This is a genomic window from Campylobacter sp., from assembly GCF_020024835.1.
Lineage (GTDB): Bacteria > Campylobacterota > Campylobacteria > Campylobacterales > Campylobacteraceae > Campylobacter_D.
Genome location: NZ_JAHHTD010000003.1, coordinates 15450 through 35804, shown reverse-complemented (window position 1 = coordinate 35804; position 20355 = coordinate 15450). Strand labels below are relative to the sequence as shown.

General features: G+C 28.4%; 29 protein-coding genes. 27 read left to right on the top strand and 2 right to left on the bottom strand.

The features are described 5' to 3' along the window. Nucleotides 1-38: 38 nt before the first annotated feature. The 3 genes from rplU to obgE all read left to right on the top strand — a co-directional run bounded on the left by rplU (nucleotide 39) and on the right by obgE (nucleotide 1735). Nucleotides 39-347 (top strand): 50S ribosomal protein L21, encoded by a 309-nt coding sequence (gene rplU, locus QZ429_RS01070; protein ID WP_291949741.1) that lies wholly within the window; start codon nucleotides 39-41, stop codon nucleotides 345-347. Between the two features lie 10 nt (nucleotides 348-357). After that, the gene (gene rpmA / locus QZ429_RS01065) at nucleotides 358-612 is read left to right on the top strand and encodes a 50S ribosomal protein L27 (RefSeq protein ID WP_039649045.1); all 255 of its coding nucleotides are present in this window, start codon (nucleotides 358-360) and stop codon (nucleotides 610-612) included. A gap of 88 nt (nucleotides 613-700) precedes the next feature. Next, complete coding sequence (obgE, locus tag QZ429_RS01060) at nucleotides 701-1735, top strand: GTPase ObgE (RefSeq protein WP_291949731.1); 1035 nt, start codon at nucleotides 701-703, stop codon at nucleotides 1733-1735. A gap of 37 nt (nucleotides 1736-1772) precedes the next feature. Here obgE and QZ429_RS01055 read toward each other — a convergent pair whose 3' ends face one another. Beyond that, on the bottom strand, nucleotides 1773-2012 hold the full coding sequence (locus QZ429_RS01055) for a helix-turn-helix transcriptional regulator (RefSeq protein ID WP_291949728.1): 240 nt from the start codon (nucleotides 2010-2012) through the stop codon (nucleotides 1773-1775). A 90-nt stretch (nucleotides 2013-2102) separates the two neighbouring features. Here QZ429_RS01055 and QZ429_RS01050 point away from each other — a divergent pair, with 90 nt between their 5' ends. The 24 genes from QZ429_RS01050 to recO all read left to right on the top strand — a co-directional run bounded on the left by QZ429_RS01050 (nucleotide 2103) and on the right by recO (nucleotide 20030). Further along, on the top strand, nucleotides 2103-2450 hold the full coding sequence (locus QZ429_RS01050; protein WP_291949726.1) for a hypothetical protein: 348 nt from the start codon (nucleotides 2103-2105) through the stop codon (nucleotides 2448-2450). A gap of 58 nt (nucleotides 2451-2508) precedes the next feature. Next, entirely contained in the window at nucleotides 2509-3420 is a 912-nt protein-coding gene (fmt, locus tag QZ429_RS01045; RefSeq protein ID WP_291949724.1) for a methionyl-tRNA formyltransferase, read from the top strand. After that, nucleotides 3401-4036 carry a biotin--[acetyl-CoA-carboxylase] ligase gene (locus tag QZ429_RS01040; RefSeq protein WP_291949722.1) on the top strand — a complete coding sequence of 212 codons (636 nt, stop codon included), beginning with the start codon at nucleotides 3401-3403 and terminating at the stop codon, nucleotides 4034-4036. Before fmt ends, QZ429_RS01040 begins: the two co-directional genes overlap by 20 nt. Continuing rightward, complete coding sequence (locus QZ429_RS01035; RefSeq protein WP_291949720.1) at nucleotides 4033-4818, top strand: AAA family ATPase; 786 nt, start codon at nucleotides 4033-4035, stop codon at nucleotides 4816-4818. The genes QZ429_RS01040 and QZ429_RS01035 overlap by 4 nt, the downstream gene beginning before the upstream one ends. 3 nt (nucleotides 4819-4821) lie before the next feature. Next, on the top strand, nucleotides 4822-5673 hold the full coding sequence (locus tag QZ429_RS01030) for a ParB/RepB/Spo0J family partition protein (RefSeq protein ID WP_291949717.1): 852 nt from the start codon (nucleotides 4822-4824) through the stop codon (nucleotides 5671-5673). Nucleotides 5674-5736: 63 nt separating this feature from the next. After that, nucleotides 5737-6162: a FoF1 ATP synthase subunit B' gene (locus QZ429_RS01025; protein ID WP_291949714.1), complete on the top strand. Its 426-nt coding sequence runs from the start codon at nucleotides 5737-5739 to the stop codon at nucleotides 6160-6162. Between the two features lie 14 nt (nucleotides 6163-6176). Beyond that, the gene (locus QZ429_RS01020; RefSeq protein WP_291949711.1) at nucleotides 6177-6689 is read left to right on the top strand and encodes a F0F1 ATP synthase subunit B; all 513 of its coding nucleotides are present in this window, start codon (nucleotides 6177-6179) and stop codon (nucleotides 6687-6689) included. Further along, nucleotides 6689-7210, top strand: a complete 522-nt coding sequence (locus QZ429_RS01015; protein WP_291949708.1) for a F0F1 ATP synthase subunit delta — start codon at nucleotides 6689-6691, stop codon at nucleotides 7208-7210. Before QZ429_RS01020 ends, QZ429_RS01015 begins: the two co-directional genes overlap by 1 nt. 9 nt (nucleotides 7211-7219) lie before the next feature. Then, complete coding sequence (atpA, locus tag QZ429_RS01010) at nucleotides 7220-8725, top strand: F0F1 ATP synthase subunit alpha (RefSeq protein WP_291949705.1); 1506 nt, start codon at nucleotides 7220-7222, stop codon at nucleotides 8723-8725. A gap of 9 nt (nucleotides 8726-8734) precedes the next feature. After that, nucleotides 8735-9619 (top strand): ATP synthase F1 subunit gamma, encoded by an 885-nt coding sequence (gene atpG / locus QZ429_RS01005; RefSeq protein WP_291949703.1) that lies wholly within the window; start codon nucleotides 8735-8737, stop codon nucleotides 9617-9619. 14 nt (nucleotides 9620-9633) lie between these two features. After that, a complete protein-coding gene (atpD, locus tag QZ429_RS01000) occupies nucleotides 9634-11085 on the top strand; it encodes a F0F1 ATP synthase subunit beta (RefSeq protein WP_291949700.1) in 1452 nt (483 codons plus the stop codon). Nucleotides 11086-11088: 3 nt separating this feature from the next. Beyond that, on the top strand, nucleotides 11089-11478 hold the full coding sequence (gene atpC, locus QZ429_RS00995; RefSeq protein ID WP_291949697.1) for an ATP synthase F1 subunit epsilon: 390 nt from the start codon (nucleotides 11089-11091) through the stop codon (nucleotides 11476-11478). After that, nucleotides 11478-12035 carry a MotA/TolQ/ExbB proton channel family protein gene (locus QZ429_RS00990; RefSeq protein WP_291949695.1) on the top strand — a complete coding sequence of 186 codons (558 nt, stop codon included), beginning with the start codon at nucleotides 11478-11480 and terminating at the stop codon, nucleotides 12033-12035. The genes atpC and QZ429_RS00990 overlap by 1 nt, the downstream gene beginning before the upstream one ends. Nucleotide 12036: 1 nt before the next feature. Further along, a complete protein-coding gene (locus QZ429_RS00985) occupies nucleotides 12037-12426 on the top strand; it encodes an ExbD/TolR family protein (protein WP_291949692.1) in 390 nt (129 codons plus the stop codon). A 3-nt stretch (nucleotides 12427-12429) separates the two neighbouring features. Further along, nucleotides 12430-13209 (top strand): energy transducer TonB, encoded by a 780-nt coding sequence (locus QZ429_RS00980; RefSeq protein ID WP_291949689.1) that lies wholly within the window; start codon nucleotides 12430-12432, stop codon nucleotides 13207-13209. After that, nucleotides 13206-14405, top strand: coding sequence for a Tol-Pal system protein TolB (gene tolB, locus QZ429_RS00975; protein ID WP_291949687.1), 1200 nt, complete (start codon nucleotides 13206-13208; stop codon nucleotides 14403-14405). The genes QZ429_RS00980 and tolB overlap by 4 nt, the downstream gene beginning before the upstream one ends. 56 nt (nucleotides 14406-14461) lie before the next feature. Further along, nucleotides 14462-14950 (top strand): peptidoglycan-associated lipoprotein Pal, encoded by a 489-nt coding sequence (pal, locus tag QZ429_RS00970; protein WP_291949684.1) that lies wholly within the window; start codon nucleotides 14462-14464, stop codon nucleotides 14948-14950. A 13-nt stretch (nucleotides 14951-14963) separates the two neighbouring features. Beyond that, nucleotides 14964-15959: a tetratricopeptide repeat protein gene (locus QZ429_RS00965; protein WP_291949681.1), complete on the top strand. Its 996-nt coding sequence runs from the start codon at nucleotides 14964-14966 to the stop codon at nucleotides 15957-15959. Between the two features lie 15 nt (nucleotides 15960-15974). After that, entirely contained in the window at nucleotides 15975-16550 is a 576-nt protein-coding gene (locus QZ429_RS00960; protein WP_291949678.1) for a peptidylprolyl isomerase, read from the top strand. After that, entirely contained in the window at nucleotides 16550-17470 is a 921-nt protein-coding gene (gene fabD, locus QZ429_RS00955; RefSeq protein WP_291949851.1) for an ACP S-malonyltransferase, read from the top strand. The genes QZ429_RS00960 and fabD overlap by 1 nt, the downstream gene beginning before the upstream one ends. After that, complete coding sequence (locus tag QZ429_RS00950) at nucleotides 17467-18153, top strand: 5'-methylthioadenosine/adenosylhomocysteine nucleosidase (protein ID WP_291949675.1); 687 nt, start codon at nucleotides 17467-17469, stop codon at nucleotides 18151-18153. Before fabD ends, QZ429_RS00950 begins: the two co-directional genes overlap by 4 nt. Continuing rightward, entirely contained in the window at nucleotides 18153-18911 is a 759-nt protein-coding gene (locus QZ429_RS00945; RefSeq protein ID WP_291949672.1) for an ATP-binding protein, read from the top strand. The genes QZ429_RS00950 and QZ429_RS00945 overlap by 1 nt, the downstream gene beginning before the upstream one ends. Further along, the gene (locus QZ429_RS00940; RefSeq protein WP_291949670.1) at nucleotides 18904-19416 is read left to right on the top strand and encodes an isochorismatase family cysteine hydrolase; all 513 of its coding nucleotides are present in this window, start codon (nucleotides 18904-18906) and stop codon (nucleotides 19414-19416) included. The genes QZ429_RS00945 and QZ429_RS00940 overlap by 8 nt, the downstream gene beginning before the upstream one ends. Next, nucleotides 19416-20030 (top strand): recombination protein RecO, encoded by a 615-nt coding sequence (gene recO / locus QZ429_RS00935; RefSeq protein WP_291949667.1) that lies wholly within the window; start codon nucleotides 19416-19418, stop codon nucleotides 20028-20030. Before QZ429_RS00940 ends, recO begins: the two co-directional genes overlap by 1 nt. Here recO and QZ429_RS00930 read toward each other — a convergent pair. Next, nucleotides 20014-20334, bottom strand: a complete 321-nt coding sequence (locus QZ429_RS00930; protein WP_291949665.1) for a hypothetical protein — start codon at nucleotides 20332-20334, stop codon at nucleotides 20014-20016. The two genes, recO and QZ429_RS00930, sit on opposite strands and share 17 nt — an antisense overlap. Between the last annotated feature and the right edge of the window lie 21 nt (nucleotides 20335-20355).

Genomic DNA, 20355 nt, shown 5'->3' with positions numbered 1-20355 from the left:
TATGGTGCTACCAAAATATATTTAGAAAGGATAGCTGTATGTATGCTATTATAAAACACAGCGGAAAACAATACAGAGTAAGTCAAGGTGATGAACTCAAGTTAGATCGTTTTGAAGCTGAAATAAAATCAAGCGTAGAAGTAAGTGAAGTTCTTGCTATATGCGATAAAGAATTAAAGGTAGGTGTGCCTTTTGTTGCGGGTGCAAAAGTTATTTTAGAAGTGATTACTCATGGAAAAGATAAAAAAGTTGTAATTTATAAAAAAAGACGTAGAAAAGACTCGAAATTAAAACGCGGTTTTAGAAGACAATTTACTCGCGTTAGAGTAGTAGATATTAAAGCTTAAGGAGTAAAGAATGGCACACAAGAAAGGTCAAGGTTCAACTCAAAATAATCGTGATTCCATAGGACGTCGTCTAGGTGTTAAAAAATTTGGTGGAGAATTTGTTCGTGCTGGCAATATTATTATTCGCCAAAGAGGAACAGCAACTCACGCAGGCAATAATGTAGGTATAGGAAAAGACCATACTATTTTTGCTTTAATCGATGGTTTTGTAAAATTTGAAAGAAAAGATAAAAATAGAAAGAAAGTTTCTGTTTATCCTGCATAATTAAGGCTACATTGTAGCCTTTTCTTCGCTTAAACTTTAAAGTATTAAAAGTTGTAATATCTTTTAGAATTTTTCATTTGGTGATCGTATGTTTATAGATAATGTTAAATTAACTCTAAGTTCTGGAAATGGTGGTAAAGGGGCTGTAAGTTTTCGTAGAGAAAAGCACGTGCCATTGGGTGGCCCTGATGGTGGTGATGGCGGAAATGGTGGCAGTGTTTATTTTATTTGCGATAATAATACTCATACTTTAGCACATTTTAAAGGAAAGAAAGAGTTAAAAGCTCAAAATGGTTATCCAGGACTTGGACGTAATAAAAACGGCAAGCGTGGAGAAGATTTAGAATTAATTGTCCCACAAGGAACTCAAGTCATTGACGCTAATAGTGGAGAAGTTTTGCTTGATATGCTAGTTGAAGGACAAAAAGAATTATTTTTAAAAGGTGGAAAAGGAGGACTTGGCAATACACATTTTAAAAATTCCACCAATCAGCGTCCAGATTATGCCCAAGCAGGTATAACAGGCAAAACTCTTAATGTGCGTTTAGAACTTAAACTTATAGCTGATGTCGGGCTTGTTGGCTTTCCAAATGTTGGCAAATCAACGCTTATAAGTGTTGTATCAAATGCTCGTCCAGAGATTGCTAATTATGAATTTACAACATTAACTCCAAAACTTGGTATGGTGGAAGTTGATGATTATAATTCCTTTGTAATGGCTGATATTCCAGGTATTATTGAAGGTGCAAGCCTTGGTAAAGGTTTAGGACTTGAATTTTTAAGGCATATTGAACGCACTTCATTTTTACTTTTTGTTTTAGATCCTTTAAGAGATATAAGCTTAAAAGATCAATTTATAATTTTAAGAAAAGAGCTTGAAAAATTTTCTAATAAACTTTTTAATAGAAAATTTGCAATCATACTTTCAAAGAGTGATAGTGTAAATTTAGGTGAAGAATTTGCACAAAAAATAAACCTTGATTTTGATGAACTTTCTATATACTTAAAAGAGCAAAATAATCCGCAAAGTTTTTTTGTTAAGGTTTCAAGTTTAGAAAAGACAGGTTTAAAAGAACTTAAATTTATGCTTTTAGAAGAAGTTAAAAAAAATAGAAATATTTAAATAAAGACAGAGTGTATAATGATTTAAATTAAAAAATTTAGAAAAATTCTTTAAGATCTACTTCCAAGATTTTTGCAATTTTATATAAGTGTTCGATATTATAATGGATATTTTTGTATCCAGCTTCTGCTCCACTTACTAATGAAACAGATTTATATCCTATAGCCAAACTAAGTTCCAATTGGGAATAACCTTTTTCTTTTCTAATTTTAGCTACATTTTGTGCAATTTGTTTATGAAATAAATTAATTTCATTTTTATTAAATTCGTAAATCAAAATATATCCACTCTATTATTATAGATTTTTTAAGTATATTTGATTTATAATTTTATTTCACTCTATTATAATAGATTAAAAAGGAGATTAATGAAAAAAATATTTGTTTTTATTGTAGCTATATTTTTTGCTGCGTGTGGTGGAGAAGATAAAGTTCCAATTGAAGTATCTATAAGTGAGCAATACAATCCTATTTTACATAGAAATATTAAGTATTTAAATATTACTTCTTTAGTTGATAATGTAAATATTACTAGTATTACTCCAAATAGAGGAAAGTGTAAAGTTGGAGGAATGTTGGATAAAGATAATGTAAAAATTAATAAGACTTTATCTTATGGAGAAACTTGGGATTATATTCCACTTACTAATTGCAAAAAAATTTTAGAAGTGAAAGTTGGAACCGACCACGGGGATTGGACTTTTAATTTTAACTAAAATGTAAAATTTACCTATATCTATTATAATATTATTTCGTTATAGATATAGGAAAATTATGAAAAATATTATTTTTATGGGAACTCCACATTATGCAACTTGTATTTTAAAAGAATTAATCAATGCGGGTTTTAATATACAAGCTGTATTAACTCAAGCTGATAAACCAGTTGGTAGAAAACAAATTTTAACTCCAAGTAATGTTAAGCAATTCATTATAGAAAACAATCTAAATATAAAAATATTTACTCCAAATACTTTAAAAGATGAAAATTTAATTAGCCAATTAAACGCTTTTAAGCCAGATTTTATAATAGTTGCTGCTTATGGAAAAATTTTACCAAAAGCTATTTTAGATATAGCTCCTTGTATAAATTTACACGCTTCTTTATTGCCAAAATATCGTGGAGCAAGTCCTATACAAAGTGCTATTTTAAACGGCGACAAAATAAGTGGAGTTTGCACTATGCTTATGGAAGAAGGACTTGATAGTGGTGCCATTTTAGAAAGCGTAATATGCGATATAGAAAATAAAAATTCTAATGAAGTGTTTGATTTGTTTTCGGATATGGCTGCTAAACTTTGCGTAAATACTTTAAATCATTTTCATAAGATTACTCCAAAAATTCAAGATGAAAATCAAGTAAGTTTTTGTAGAAAGATTAAAAAAGAAGATGGACTTATAAGACTAGATAATGCAAAATCAATTTATCAAAAATTTTTAGCCTTTTATTCTTGGCCAGGAATTTTTTTAGAAAATGGTTTAAAATTTATTGATATTGAACTTATCGATGTAGATAAAATTCAAACTAGCAAAAGAATTTTAGATATAACAAATGAAGGTTTTTTGTTAAGTTGTGAAAAAGGTATTTTAAAAATTAAATTTTTACAAGAAAGTGGTAAAAAAGTCTTAGATGCTAAGACGTATTTAAATGGAAAAAGGTTGAAACTTGGAGATTACCTATTTTGATGAGCTTGATTCTACTCAAATATATTTGTGTGATAAAATTCGTTTTAATGAAATAAATTGCAATAGTGCAGTTTGTGCTTTTTTTCAGACTGCTGGCATAGGAAGTAGAGAAAATTTATGGCAGAGCAAAAGAGGAAATTTGCACGTATCATTTTGCATTAAAATTAAAGATTTGCCAAGTGATTTGCCATTAGCTTCAGCAAGTATTTATTTTGCATTTTTAATGAAAGAAATTTTAGTGAAAAAAGGTTCTAAAGTCTGGATTAAATGGCCTAATGATTTTTATATTAATGAGGAAAAAATTGGCGGATTGATGAGTTCTAAAATTAATGATTTTTTAATTGTAGGCATAGGAATAAATTTAAAATTTGCACCTTTTAATGCTGAAATTTTAGATATAGACATAGATATCAAAGAACTTTTAGAAGAATATTTTACATATGTAAAAAAGAAAATTTTATGGAAGAATATTTTTAGCAAGTATATGTTAGAATTTGAAAAGTCAAGAAAATTTTTTATACACAATAATGGCGATATTTTATCATTAAATGAGGCTTTGCTGTATAAAGATGGTTCTATATTATTAGGTAATAAAAGGATATATAGTTTAAGATGAGTGAAATAATAACTATAGCAAATCAAAAAGGTGGTGTTGGCAAAACCACAACAGCTATAAATTTAGCAGCGTCTTTAGCTGTGGCTGAAAAAAAAATACTTTTAATAGATATTGATCCACAAGCTAATGCTACTACTGGACTTGGTTTTAATAGGAGTAATTATGAATACAATATTTATCATGTTTTCATAGGTAGAAAAAAACTTTCTGAAATTATTTTGAAGACAGAATTATCACAATTATATTTAGCACCTTCAAATATTTCGCTAGTAGGTATTGAGCAAGAAATGGTCGAGGATAATAAAGAATATAGAACTATATTGCGTGAAAAATTAAAAGAAGTTGCAGATGATTATGATTTCATTATTATAGACTCTCCACCAGCACTTGGTAGCATTACGGTCAATGCTTTTGCAGCTAGCGATAGTGTTATTATCCCTATACAATGCGAATTTTACGCACTTGAAGGAGTTGCGATGGTATTAAATACCATTAAATTCGTAAAAAAAAGTATAAATCCAAAGCTTAAAATCAAGGGTTTTTTACCTACAATGTATAGCTCACAAAATAATCTTTCTAAAGATACTATGGAAGATTTAAAGCAAAATTTTAAACAAAAATTATTTAAAACAAGTGAAAGTGAAGATGATTTTATCATTATTCCAAGAAATGTTAAGTTGGCAGAAAGCCCAAGTTATGGCAAACCTATTATACTTTATGATATAAAATCTCCTGGTTCTTTAGCATATCAAAGCTTAGCTCAATCAATTTTAATAGGATAATTTATGGCAAAAAAAAGAGCTTTAGGAAGAGGTTTAAATACTATTTTAGAAGATATTAGTGAAGCCTACGAAAAAGAACTCGGTTTTAATAATAAAATTGAAATGTTGGATATTAATACAATCATTCCTAATCCTTATCAACCAAGGAAAAAATTTGATCAACAAGCTTTAGATGAACTTGCAAATTCTATTAAAGAATATGGTCTGTTACAACCTATTGTAGTTTTAAAAAAAGATGAGGATTCTTATATTTTAATAGCCGGTGAAAGAAGATTTAGAGCATATAAGATTTTAGCTTATGATAAAATTAAAGCTATTATTCTTGATGTAGATGAAGTAAAATTAAGAGAATTAGCTTTAATTGAAAATATTCAAAGAGAAAATTTAAATCCTATTGAATTAGCTTATTCTTATAAAGAATTATTAGATATTTATCATATCACTCAAGAAAAACTTTCAGACATTATACACAAATCAAGATCGCAAATTACAAATACTTTGAGATTACTAAATTTAAATGAACAAACACAAAATTTAATTATAGAAGGTAAGCTATCTCAAGGTCATGCAAAAGTTTTAGTTGGACTTGACAAAGAAGATGAAAAAACTATTGTAGATACAATTATTGGACAAAAATTAAACGTAAGAGATACTGAAAAGTTGATTAAAAATTTTAAAAGTGTAAATGTTGATACGAAATTAGATGTTTGTGATAAACAATTACCTGTAGCAATGAAAAATTTGCAAGTTAAACTTAAATTACTTGGTTTTAAATCTAGTATTAAAAATTCCAAAATAATAATTAATTTTAAAGATGAAAGCCAAATTGAAGAAATGTTACATATTTTAGATTAAATATGTTTTTAGGATTTATTTGCTATAATCTTTAGCTTATTTTAGAGATTTTTAGGAGTATTAATGTTTGATGATGTTCATTTTTCTACTATGATCGCCACAGGAGTGATATTTTTACTTATGATAGCAATTTTAAATTCTATGCTTTATAAACCTTTGATGAATTTTATGGATTCTAGAGATTTAACTATAAAAAATGATGAAAACAAAATGAAAAAAAATTCTGATGATATTTCAAATGTAGAATTTGAATTAGAAAGAATTCACATAAAAACTAAAGATGAGATTAATCAAATCAAAGCAAAAGCTATAGAAGAAGCAAAGATAAGGCAAGAAAAAGAATTAGCTAATAAAAAAAAGGAACTTGAAGATCAAATGAATGTTTTTTTAAAAAGTTTGAAAGAAAAAGAAAAAGAACTAAAAGAGGAATTATATTTAAAAATACCAGAGTTTAAACAGAGCTTTCAAAATAGCTTGAGTAAAATTTAAGGAGCTAAAAAAGTATGATAAAAAGTATTTTATTATTCGCTATTGCACCTTTTTATGCTTTTGCAGCAGGAGGTGTAGATGAGGATTATGATATTTTGCCAAGAATAATAAATTTTATTTTATTTGTGGCAATTTTATATTATTTTATTGCTACTCCTTTGAAAAAATTCTACAATGATAGAATCGATAAGATTTCATCTAAAATGAATGAAATTCAAGAAAAATTAATTGCTAGCAAAAATTTAAAATTAGAGATGATGAAAAAATTAGATCTTGCCAAACAAGAATCAATCAATACAATTACGCTTGCTAAGAAAGAAGCTGAAATACTTGCTAGTAAAATTGAAAATGAAACAAAAGCCGAAATAGATGTTTTAGAAAAATTATTTCAAGAACATAAAGATTATGAAATAAGAAAAATGGAAAAAGAGGTTATTGGCTTAATTTTAGAAGAAATTTTTAAAGATAATGATTTATGTTTAAAACAAAAAGAAATTGTTAATATAATGATGAAAAAGGTATCATAATGGATAATGTTGTAGCAAGAATTTATGCTAAGGCTATTTTAAATAGGAATGATTTTGAAGATTTTTACTCAAAGCTATTAATACTTTCTTCAGCTTTTAACTCATCTAAATTTTTAGATATTTTAGATTCTTATGATATAAAACGAGATAAAAAGCTAGATTTTTTATTTTCTTTGTTAGATAACCCAACTCAAGCTTTTAAAAATTTTTTAACACTGATTGTAAATAATTCTAGAGAAAAGTTAATACCTCAAATTACCAAAGAATTGAGTGAGCAAAAAGCATTAAAAGAAAATATTTTTTCAGGAGAAATTTATTCTAGAGAAATATTAAATGAAGATGAAGTTAAAAACTTAGAAAATAAATTAAGTCAAAAATTTAATGCAAAAATTAGATTAAATAGTAAGATAAATGATAACGATGGCGTAAAAATTAGTTTAGATACTTTAGGATATGAAATATCATTTTCTATGCAAAATCTAAAAACTAAAATGAATGAATATATATTAAAAGCAATTTAAGGAGATTGAGTGAAATTTAAAGCAGATGAAATTAGTTCTATCATTAAAGAAAGAATTGAAAATTTTGATTTTAATCTTGAAATAGAAGAAACAGGCAAAATTATTTCAGTAGCTGATGGTGTTGCTAAGGTTTATGGCCTTAAGAATGCTATGGCTGGAGAAATGGTTGAATTTGAAAATGGTGAAAAAGGTATGGTTCTTAATTTAGAAGAATCAAGCGTTGGTATTGTTATTTTAGGTAAAACTTCAGGACTTAAAGAAGGTAGCTCTGTAAAAAGACTTAAAAAACTTCTAAAAGTTCCAGTTGGTGATGCTTTAATTGGTAGGGTTGTTAATGCTTTAGGTGAGCCAATTGATGCTAAAGGTGTGATTGAAACTAGTGAATTTCGCTTCGTTGAAGAAAAAGCTAAGGGTATTATGGCTAGAAAAAGTGTTCATGAACCTTTACACACGGGTATAAAAGCCATTGATGCTTTAGTTCCAATAGGTCGTGGCCAAAGAGAGCTTATTATAGGCGATAGACAAACAGGTAAAACCACAGTTGCAATTGATACTATTATCAGTCAAAAAGGTAAAGATGTTATTTGTATTTATGTTGCAATAGGTCAAAAGCAAAGCACGGTAGCTCAAGTGGTTAAAAAACTTGAAGAATATGGTGCTATGGAATATAGCATTGTTGTTAATGCTGGTGCTTCAGACCCTGCCGCACTTCAATATCTTGCTCCATATACTGGTGTAACAATAGGAGAATATTTTAGAGACAATTCAAGACACGCTTTGATTGTTTATGATGATTTAAGCAAACATGCTATTGCTTATCGTGAAATGTCATTAATATTACGTCGTCCTCCAGGTAGAGAAGCTTATCCTGGAGATGTATTTTATTTGCATTCAAGATTATTAGAGCGTGCAAGTAAATTAAGTGATGAATTAGGAGCAGGAAGTTTAACAGCATTGCCTATTATTGAAACTCAAGCAGGAGATGTTTCAGCTTATATTCCAACTAATGTTATTTCAATTACTGATGGTCAAATTTTCTTAGAAACAGATTTGTTTAACTCAGGCATTCGTCCAGCTATCAATGTAGGCTTATCAGTATCTAGGGTTGGTGGAGCAGCACAAATTAAAGCTACTAAGCAAGTTTCAGGAACTTTAAGACTTGATTTAGCTCAATATAGAGAATTGCAAGCTTTTGCACAATTTGCAAGTGATTTAGATGAAGCAAGTAGAAAGCAACTAGAGCGGGGTCAAAGAATGGTAGAAATTTTAAAACAACCACCATATTCTCCACTATCAGCAGAGAATCAAGTTGTAATTATATATGCTGGCACTAAAGGTTATTTAGATGATATTGCTGTTTCTAAAATCAATGAATTTGAAACTGCTTTATATCCTTTTATCGAAGCTAAATATCCAGAAATCTTTGAGCAAATTAGAACTAAAAAATCTTTAGATAAAGATTTAGAAGAAAAATTAGCTAAAGCATTAAGCGAGTTTAAAGCAAACCATATATGAGGTTTTTTGATGTCTAATTTAAAAGAAATAAAAAGAAAGATTAAAAGCGTTCATAATACGCAAAAGACGACTAATGCAATGAAGCTCGTTTCTACTGCTAAACTTAGAAAAGCAGAAGAAGCAGCTAAACAATCAAGAATTTTTGCACAAAAAATTGATGAGATGTTGTCAGAAATTGCATTTAAAATTAATCAATATCAAGGATTTGATGATAAACTTCCATTTTTTAGAAAAAAAGAAAAAGTGGAAAAAGTAGATATCATTTTTATAACTGCAGATAAGGGTTTATGCGGTGGCTTTAATATCAAAACAATTAAAGCAGTTAATGAAATGCTTGATGAATATAAAGCAAAAAAAATAAAGGTCCGCCTAAGAGCTATAGGTAAAACAGGTATAGAGTATTTTAATTTTCAAAATATTGAAATTTTAGAAAAATATTTAGATACAAGCTCTAGTCCTAATTACGAAAAGGCGTGTGAGATTATCAAAGTAGCCATAGAGGATTTTATTCAAGGATTAAGTGATAAGATAGTAATTATCCATAATGGATATAAAAATATGATTTCTCAAGAGCTTCGTATTAATGAATTATTACCCGTTGCTGCTGTTGCAAGTAAAGAAGAGCAAAAATCAAATTCTTTACTTAGTTTAGAACCAGAGGGTGAGGAAATATTAAATGATTTATTAAATACATACTTTGAATATAATATGTATTTTGCTTTAGTAGATTCTTTAGCTGCTGAACATAGTGCAAGAATGCAAGCTATGGATAATGCAACTAATAATGCAAAAGCTAGAGTAAAAGAATTAAATTTAGCTTATAACAAAGCTAGACAAGAATCCATTACAACCGAGTTGATAGAAATTATTAGCGGTGTTGAGTCAATGAAATAAATTTAGGAGTGATGATGCAAGGTTTTATTTCTCAAGTTTTAGGACCAGTTGTTGATATAGAGTTTGAGGATTATTTGCCTCAAATTAATGAAGCAATTATAGTAAATTATGATTTAGAAGGAAAAGAATGCAAACTAGTTCTTGAAGTTGCTGCACATTTAGGTGATAGTAAAGTTAGAACTATAGCTATGGATATGACTGATGGTTTAGTAAGAGGTTTAAAGGTGCAAGCTACGGGAAATCCTATTAGTGTGCCTGTAGGAGAAAAAGTTCTTGGTAGAATTTTTAATGTAACAGGCGATTTAATTGATGAGGGAGAAGATATCAATTTTGACAAATATTGGTCAATCCACAGAGATCCTCCTCCATTTGAAGAGCAAAGCACAAAGAGTGAAATTTTTGAAACAGGTATTAAAGTTGTAGATTTATTAGCTCCTTATGCAAAAGGTGGAAAAATAGGCCTTTTTGGTGGAGCTGGCGTTGGAAAAACGGTGATTATTATGGAGCTTATTCATAATGTAGCATTTAAACATAGCGGATATTCTGTTTTTGCAGGCGTTGGTGAGAGAACTCGTGAAGGCAATGATCTTTATAATGAAATGAAAGAAAGTAATGTTTTAGACAAGGTTGCTTTATGCTATGGACAAATGAATGAACCACCAGGAGCAAGAAATCGCATTGCATTAACAGGTCTTACTATGGCAGAATATTTTAGAGATGAAATGGGTCTTGATGTTTTAATGTTTATTGATAACATATTTAGATTTTCTCAATCAGGATCTGAAATGTCTGCACTTTTAGGAAGAATCCCTTCAGCTGTTGGCTACCAACCAACTTTAGCTAGCGAAATGGGGAAATTTCAAGAAAGAATTACCTCAACTAAGAAAGGATCAATTACTTCAGTTCAAGCAGTTTATGTGCCAGCAGATGATTTGACAGACCCTGCTCCTGCAACGGTTTTTGCACATTTAGATGCAACTACGGTATTAAATAGATCTATAGCTGAAAAAGGTATTTATCCTGCTGTTGATCCTTTGGATTCGACTTCTAGAATGCTTGATCCTCAAATTATTGGAGAAGAACATTATAAAGTAGCACGAGGTGTTCAATCAGTACTTCAAAAATATAAAGATTTACAAGATATTATTGCCATTTTAGGTATGGATGAGTTGAGTGAAGAAGATAAACTTATAGTAGAAAGAGCTAGAAAAATAGAGAAATTTTTATCACAACCATTCTTTGTTGCTGAAGTATTTACAGGAAGTCCAGGAAAATATATAACTTTAGAAGATACCATAGCTGGATTTAAAGGAATTTTAGATGGTAAATACGATGATTTACCAGAAAATGCGTTTTATATGGTAGGAAATATTGATGAAGTTATTGCAAAAGCTGATACCTTAAAAGAAGTTAGCAGAAATGATGTGTGTTTAGATAATTGTAAAGTGAAAGCTAAAAAGGGTTAGTCGATGGATTTAATATCTTTAGAAATAGTAACACCAGTAGGGATAATTTATAAAGATCAAGCAAAACTTGTCGTTTTACCAGGGAGTGAAGGCGAGTTTGGAGTATTAAAAGGACACGCTTCTTTAATTGCATCTTTAAAAACTGGAATTATAGACATTGAAACGTCAAATTCCACCCATGAATTAGTTGCTATTGATTCTGGATATGCTAAAATATCTGAGACAAAAGTGAGTGTCATCGCTAAAGGTGCTGTATGGGTTGGCGGTAACACTGATAGCGAAATAGCAAAAAGACTTGATGAAGCAAAAGAGCTTATAAAATCTATGAGTAGTGATAATATAGCTTTAGCTTCTACTTTTGCTAAATTAGATAGTAATATAAGGCAAAAATAGTGAATTTTCAAGCAATTTTTAATTTTTTTGATAACACAAGTTTAATTACATATATAGTATTAGTATGGCTTTCGATTTATTTTATACTTAGTTTTACAATTTTATTTTCTAGATTGGCAGTCATTGGCAATTGGATTAAAGATGAAAATCAGTCTCTTGAGGCTTTAATGAGAGGTGAAAAGGATTTAAGCCAAAGTTCTTCAATTTTAAAAAGATGTGTTGATGTAGATGAAGCAAAATTAAATATTTATAAGAATTTACTTGAAAAAAAATCAACTATAGGTTTAACATGGCTTAGTATTGTAGCTTCTACTTCTCCTTTTATAGGTCTTTTTGGAACGGTTATTTCTATACTTGAAACTTTTGGTGGTTTAGAGATTCAAAATTCTTTAAGTATTATTGCTCCAAAAATTAGTGAAGCTCTAATTGCAACTGGGTGTGGAATTTTAGTTGCAATTCCAGCTTATAGTTTTCATCTAATTATTAAACGTAAGGCTTATGAATTAATCAATATTTTAGATAGTGAAATTAAATTATTAATTAGCTTGAAGGTTTAAGGTGAAGTTTTTAGAGGATAAACCAGAATTAAATATCACTCCTTTAGTTGATATTATGCTCGTTTTGCTTGCCATATTGATGGTAACAGCACCGAGTATAACTTATGAAGAAAAAGTTCAACTACCTCAAGGTTCTCAAAATAATTCTAGTGCGCCAAATTTAAAAAGTCTTATAATCACTATTAATGCAAAAAAAGAAATTTTTGTTGGTAAAAATAAATTTGATTTTTTGAGTTTTGCTGATAATATGAATTCATTAAAACATCAATATAACACAGATGAAATAGTATTTATACGAGCTGATAAAAATTTAAAATATGATGATGTAATGAGTGTTTTAAAAACTATGAAACACATTGGATTTCATAAAGTTGCATTACAGACTGAGTAAAATATGCAAGAATATTTAGATTTTAATATAAAATCTTTTATCTATGCGATATTGATTTATTTTTGTGTTGTGTTTTTAGTTTTTTTTAAAATTGTGCAATTTCAAGAAAATGCGTTAGATTATACGGATAATCCTAATAATTTTATTAATATAGAATTAGGCGATAATTTCCAGCGAAATTCTTCAGATAATTTACAAGAAACCTATAAAGAATCTCTACAAGAACTTTTTGAAAATAATTTACTTCAAAAATATACCACTAATAAGAATGTTAAAACACAAGATATAAAACAGCAAGCAAGTAATTTTAATGAATTGTTTGGAAATTTAAAAGAGTATCAAGAAGAAAAAACAACTAAAGTTCAATCTTCTATGCCTTCAAAAAAACCTACTTTTACTTCTAGAGAAAAAATTTCAAATTTTTCCCAGCAATTTAATGAAAATTTGCAAATAAATAAAAATTTAGGACAATCTTTAATTGAACAAAAAACTGGAATTTATGATCAATTTTTAGGATCTGTAAGAAAGTATCTTGAGGAAAGATGGCGGATTTATAACCCAAGTGGTAATTTAAGTATAGAAGTTGAATTTATAATTGATAGTAGTGGATATTTTCATTTGATTAATTTTTCTAGAGCATTTAGTGAAAATTTTGATTTAAAAGCACAAGAATTTTTACAAAATTTAGAAGGTAAATACATAACGTTACCTCCAGGTGGTAAAATAATGCAAATTAAAATGAAACTTAGTGATATAATCGAATTTAATATGGAGAAACAATGAAAAATATTTTAATTTTTTTATCCTTTTGTGTAATTTTATTTGGACAAGATGCAACTATTTCAGTTACAAATAAAGGTATGCAATTACCAAAAATTTATATTAAAGATCAATCTAATTTAACCAATTTAGAATTAAAAAAAAGTTTTTACAATATGTTGGTAAATGATGTAAAAGTAAGTGCAAATTTTGAAATAGTTAAAGAAGAAAATCAAGGTGATTACATTTTTTCCTATGTTTTAAATAAAAACGGAAAACTTTTAGATATTAATGTTGAAATTTTTGCTGCAAATGAAATAAAAGCAAGATTTTTTGATCAAATTATGTCCATAGAAGAATATCCATTCTTAGCACATAAGAGTATTGCACAGATGAATAAAAAATTAGGTTATGCTTCAGTTGATTGGATGGAACATAAAATTTTAATAGCTAGAACTCAAGGAAAAAAACAAAGTGATATTTTACTCACAGATTATACATTAGCTTATCAAAAAGTATTAATTTCAAAAGGATTAAATTTATTTCCTAAATGGGCAAATAAAGAACAAAGTGCATTTTATTTTACTGCTTATGATAATGAAATTCCAACTTTGTATAAATACGATATTAAAAGCAAAAATACTACAAAGATTATAGCAAGTAAAGGTATGATAGTGGCTTCTGATGTTAGTAGTGATGGTAAAAAAATACTACTTACTATGGCACCAGAGGATCAACCTGATGTGTATTTATATGATGTTGATACAAAAAAATATCAGCAAATTACTAATTATTCTGGTATAGATGTAAATGGAAATTTTATTGATGGAGATCAAAAAATCGTATTTGTTTCTGATCGTTTAGGATATCCTAATATTTTTATGCAAAATATACAAAATAATATTGCAGAACAAGTTGTTTTTCATGGAAAAAATAACTCCTCTGTTTCAACTTATAAAAATTATATGGTGTATTCAAGCAGGGAGTATGATCAAAGCGGTGTTTTTAATCTTTATTTAATTTCAACACAAAGTGATTATATTAGGCAATTAACTGCAAATGGAAAAAATCTTTTTCCAAGATTTTCAAGTGATGGTGAAAGTATTATTTTTATCAAGTATTTAGGTTCTCAAAGTGCATTAGGCATTATAAGAATTAATGCAAATAAGGCATTTTATTATGGATTAAAGGTTGGTAAAATTCAATCGATTGATTGGTAAGTATAAAATAATATTTTTTTGTTATAATTAGCGTATAATTTAATTAAGGAGATATGATGAAAAAAATAGTTTTTACTTCAATTGCTGCTTTTGCTGTAATTATTAGTGGTTGTGCTACGAAAAATAATGTAACTATGAGTAGCTCAAGTAGTGTTGATAGTTCTAAAGGAAGTGGCGGATCAGATAGTTATGAGAATTTAGATTCTTTAAATTCTATTTCTAGTGTTTATTTTGACTTTGATAAATTTAATATTAAAAGTGATATGCAAAAAGTGATAGTTAAAAATGCTCAAATTTTTAACAATGAAGCTATGAATTCTTCTGTTCTTGTTGAAGGAAATTGTGATGAGTGGGGGACTGATGAATATAATCAAGCTCTTGGTTTAAAAAGAGCAAAGGCAGTAAAAGAATCTTTAATAGCTCAAGGTGTTAGTGCTGATAGAATTAGTGTTAAGAGTTATGGAGAGACTAATCCTGTATGTACTGAAAGAACAAAGGCGTGCGATGCACAAAATCGTCGTGCTGATTTTAAAATAACAAAATAAGTTCTATTAGATTATGAAAATAAAATTATTTTTAGTAGCTCTTTATGGAGCTACTTTTTTATATGCTGAAATATCGGCTTTTGATGCGGGAAAAGTAGATAGTAAAACACCTTATGGCTTAACACAAAATGAAAAACTCCAATATAAAAATCAAGAACGTTTGAGAATGTTAAATGAGTATTATACAAATTTAACCAACAAAATTAATTTAGCAGTAGAAAATATAGAAGGCCTACAAAGCGTAACTGAAGGGCTAAATACTCAATACTCTAAGATTAATACTAGATTATTTTCTCTAGAAGATAGTTATCATAATTTTGATTCAAATATTACTCAAGAGATTCAAAATTTAAGAATGTATATAGAAGAAAATAGAAAAATTCAAGAGAATAATTATCAAGAAATTCAAAAGATTTTAAGTGAGATAACTAATGTGATGAATAAAATAAATGCAGATTATGTTTCTAAAGATGATGTAAATCAAAGCATAGTTTTCTTTCAATCTGAAATTGATAGAATTGAAAAACGAGAAGGAAATATGACTTCTAAAGTTGTAATTCAAAATGATAATAACGTAAGCGTAAATCAAGAATTAAATACTAGTGATAATGAAGCAAATAAAAATGAGGTAGTTTTAGATGAAAGCTGGAAACAATTACAATCAAGCGAAATTTTAAAGCAAGCGATTGAAGAAGTTGGCAAAAATAAATTTAACGAAGCTACAAGTAAATTTGAGTATTTAATAAACACTCATTATAAACCAGCAAGATCTACGTTTTGGCTTGGTGAAATAAAATACAAGCAACAAGATTATGCTGAAGCTTTAAATTTTTATAAAAAAAGTTCCACTATAAGTACTAAGGGCGATTATATGCCAAAGTTATTGTATCATACTGCAATTAGTTTGGATAAAGTTGGTGATACTAAAAGTGCTAATAAATTTTATAAAGCATTAAAAACTGCTTATCCTGATAGTGCAGAAGCAAAAGCTTCGCCAAATAGAAAATAATAAGGAGATAATAAAATGGCTATAGAAAAAAATAGTGTAGTTTCTATGTTCTATGAATTAAAAGATGCAAATACAAATGAAATTTTAGAATCAAATTTGCATACAGAACCTATATCTTTTATCTTAGGAAAAGGGCAAATTTTAGAAGGTTTAGAAGAAGAAATTCAAAAATTAGACGCTCCTTGCAATAAGGACATTATAATTAAAAAAGAAAAAGCACTAGGAGAATATGATGCTAGTGCGTTGCAAACTCTACCAAGAGAACAATTTGCCGGAATTGATTTACAAGTTGGTATGGAGCTTTTTGGCGAAGGTGAAGATGGGGCGACTGTGAGAGTTATAGTAAAAGAAATCAGTGATAATGAAGTAACTATTGATTATAATCACGCTTATGCTGGAAGAGATTTGCTATTTTCTTTAAATATTGTTGATGTTAGAGCTGCGAGTGAAGATGAGATTTTAACAGGGATAATAGCAGGAAGTAAAAGTTGTGGCTGCGCTAATCATCATCATAATCATCACCATAGTGGTGATGGCTGTTGTGGAGGTCATAATCACGGAGATGGTGGCTGTTGTGGTGGTCATCATTGATGAATAGTGCATTTATTTTCCCAGGCCAAGGTTCTCAATGTTTTGGTATGGGTCTTAGTTTTTATGAAAATTCTAAAAGAGCTAAAGAATTACTTGATAATGCAAGTGATTTTTGTAAAATTGATTTTAAGAATTTATTATTTAAGGAAAATGATAAGCTAAATCAAAGTGAATTTACGCAAATGGCGATAGTTTTAAATTCATTAATGGCATATGAGACTTTAAGAGAAAATATTTCCTTAGAAGCTACCAATGCTCTTGGTCATTCTTTAGGCGAATTTAGTGCTTTAGCTATTCAAGGTGCTTTTAATTTTTTAGACGCTATTTCTTTAGTTAATAAGCGTGGAATTTTTATGCAAGAAGATTGTTCTAAAATTGAAGCAGGTATGATGGTGATTTTAGGACTTGCAGATAAATGCGTAGAAGAAATTTGTCAAAAAGCACAGCAAAATGGTGCAAAAGTGTATCCAGCAAATTATAATTGTGAAGGTCAAATTGTAATTGCTGGCTTAAAAAATGATTTGGTTTTGCTAGAAAGTAGCTTTAAGCAAGTTGGTGCTAAAAGAGCTATGCTTTTAAATATGAGCGTTGCAAGCCATTGTCCGCTTTTAAAGAATGCTTCAATAAAATTATCTAATGAGTTAGATAGTATTTTAAATTCTAAATTTAACAATGTAATATCAAATGTAAATTCAAAAGCTTACAATGATAAAACACAAGCTATGCAATTACTAAGCGATCAGCTTGTAAAACCTGTGCTTTACAAACAAAGCATACAAAGTATTGATAATGAGGTTGATTGTTATATAGAATTTGGAGCTAATATTTTAAAAGGTTTAAATAAAAAAATAAGTAGCAAGCAAACATATAGTATAAGTAAAATAGAAGATATAGATGAAATATTGAAGGTTTTAAAATGAAAATTGCAATTTTAGGGGCTATGCCAGAAGAAATTACTCCTTTATTGGAGACTTTAAAAGAGTATGATAAGGTTGAGTATGCAAATAATACTTACTACTTAGCAAAATATAAAAATCACGAATTGGTGATTGCGTATTCAAAAATAGGAAAAGTAAATTCAACTCTTAGTGCGACTATACTAATAGAAAAATTTAAAGCTGAAATTATGCTTTTTACAGGGGTTGCAGGTGCTTTTAATCCTAATTTAGAAATAGGTGATTTAGTTTATGCTACGAAATTAGTTCAGTATGATTTAGACATTAGTGCATTTGGTCATCCATTAGGTTTTGTTCCTGGTAATGAAATTTTTATAAAAACAGATGATAAATTAAATGCCTTGGCTTTGAAGGTAGCAAATGAATTAAATATAAAAATCCAATCAGCCATCATAGCAACTGGAGATGAATTCATTTGTGATGAAAATAAAAAAAATAAAATAAGAGAGATTTTTAATGCAGACGCGTGTGAGATGGAAGGAGCAAGCGTTGCTTTGGTGTGTGATGCTTTAAAAATTCCTTGCTTTGTGTTAAGATCAATGAGTGATAAAGCTGGAGAAAAAGCTGAATTTGATTTTGATGAATTTGTAGAAAAATCAGCAAAAATTTCAGCAGATTTTGTTTTAAAAATTTGTGATAAATTATAATGATAAAACTTAGCAAAAGACTTATTAAAGAAGTAGCACAAGCTAATGCTAAATTTTCTCTTATAGGAGATAATGATAAAGTTTTATTGGGCTTAAGCGGAGGGAAAGATTCTTTAGCTTTAGCCCATCTTTTAAATCGTATGCAAAAACACGCACCTTTTAAGTTTGAATTTAAAGCCGTAACTTTAAGCTATGGAATGGGTGAAGATTATACAAAACTTCATAAGCATTGTGAGGATTATGGTATCAAACACGAAGTTATTGATTCAAATATTTATGAAATTTCAGGTGATACTATAAGAAAAAATTCAAGTTTTTGTAGTTATTTTTCACGAATGAGACGAGGTGCTCTTTATACATATGCTTTAGATAATGGCTATAATAAGCTTGCTATTGCACATCATTTAGATGATGCTGTGGAGAGTTTTTTTATGAATTTTATATACAATGGCTCATTAAGAAGTTTAGCACCAAAATATAAGAGCAAAAGAGGAGTAGAGGTAATAAGACCTTTAATCTTTGTAAGAGAAAGACAGCTTAGAGAAAATGCCATTAATAATTCTTTAGAAGTTATAGGAAATGAGTTTTGTCCTGGTATGAAGCTTAGTCAAAGAAATATTAAATTTCCACACGCTAGAGAAGAAGCAAAACAGCTTTTAGCAAATTTAGAAAATGAAAATCCAAAATTATTTACTAGCTTAAAAACAGCTTTTAGTAATATCCACACAAGTAGTTTTTTCTATACTCAAAATGACTAAACTTCTTGTTGTAGTGGATTATCAAAATGATTTTATAGACGGAAGTTTGGGTTTTAAACGAGCCGTTGAAATCAAAGATAATATTATCTCACTTTTAAAAAATCATCAAGGAGATATTGTTTTTACTTTTGATACCCACGATAAAAATTATTTTTCCACTAAAGAAGGCAAGAATATTCCAGTTTTACATTGTGTTAAAGATACTTTCGGTTGGTTTATGCCAAAAGAATTTAATTTGTATTTAAAACGTTCAAAGCGTATTTTTTATAAAAATTCCTTTGGTAGTTTAGAATTTGCAAATTTTTTAAAAGATAATTTTTATGATTGTATAGAATTTTGTGGTTTAGTTTCACATATATGTGTATTTAGCAATATCATTTTAGCACAAAATGCAAGTTGCAATTCAGAAATAATCTTACATAAAAATGCTAGTGCTAGTTTTGATGAAAAGTTAGAACAAAGCTCTTTTGATATCTTAAAAGCTTATGGTGTAAATATTGTTTAATGCAAGGTTATATTTTACATACTCAAAGTATAAAAGATGAGGATTTGATTGTTTATATACTTAGCCCTACACAAGTTATTAAGTCGTTTCGTTTTTATGGAATGAGACACTCAAATATTTTAAATGGCTATAAGATAGATTTTGAATTAGAAGAAAATTTAAGATTTTTGCCTCGTTTAAAAGATGTGATACATCTTGGTTTTTCGTGGATTTTAGATAGAGAAAAAATGTTTTTTTGGCAAGATTTTATAAAACTTTTTTACTGGCATTTAAAAGATGTTGGAAAATTAGATTCATTTTATTATGAACTTTTAGATGAGTGTGCTAAACGTTTTGAAAAACAAGATTGCAAAAGAGTTATCGTAGATGCTTATTTAAAAATTTTAAATTACGAAGGACGTTTGCATAAAGATTTTATATGCTTTGCTTGCGATGAGAAAATAACACAAAATATAGTCTTAGTCAGAGCTTTTCTCCCAGCACATACAAAATGTATTTTTGGATTTGAATTTAATTGCAAAGATTTACATAATTTTTATGAGAGAAAAAATTCATCGCATATAAGCGATGAAGATATTGATAAATTGTATAAAATTATCAAAGAGGGCTTTTAAGAGTAATATCATACATCATAATTACTTCTTGTCTTAATCTTGCTATGGTATTAAGATCATCGCCAATAGTATTTTTAAAAATACTTCCTTTGTTATTTTCAAGATTCTTTACTAGCTTATTTAACTGCATTTGTGAATTCTTGATACAAGAATTAATACACTTTGGTTTTTGATTTTGCAAAATTTGCTCAAAATTTAAAGTTTGATCATTGAGTTTTGAAGCATATGCAGCAAAATTATTAGCACTTGTTCTAATGCCACCTATTGTTTTGTCAATTCCTTTTGAATTAATGCGAGCTCCCATTTAACTTTCCTTGTTTTTATG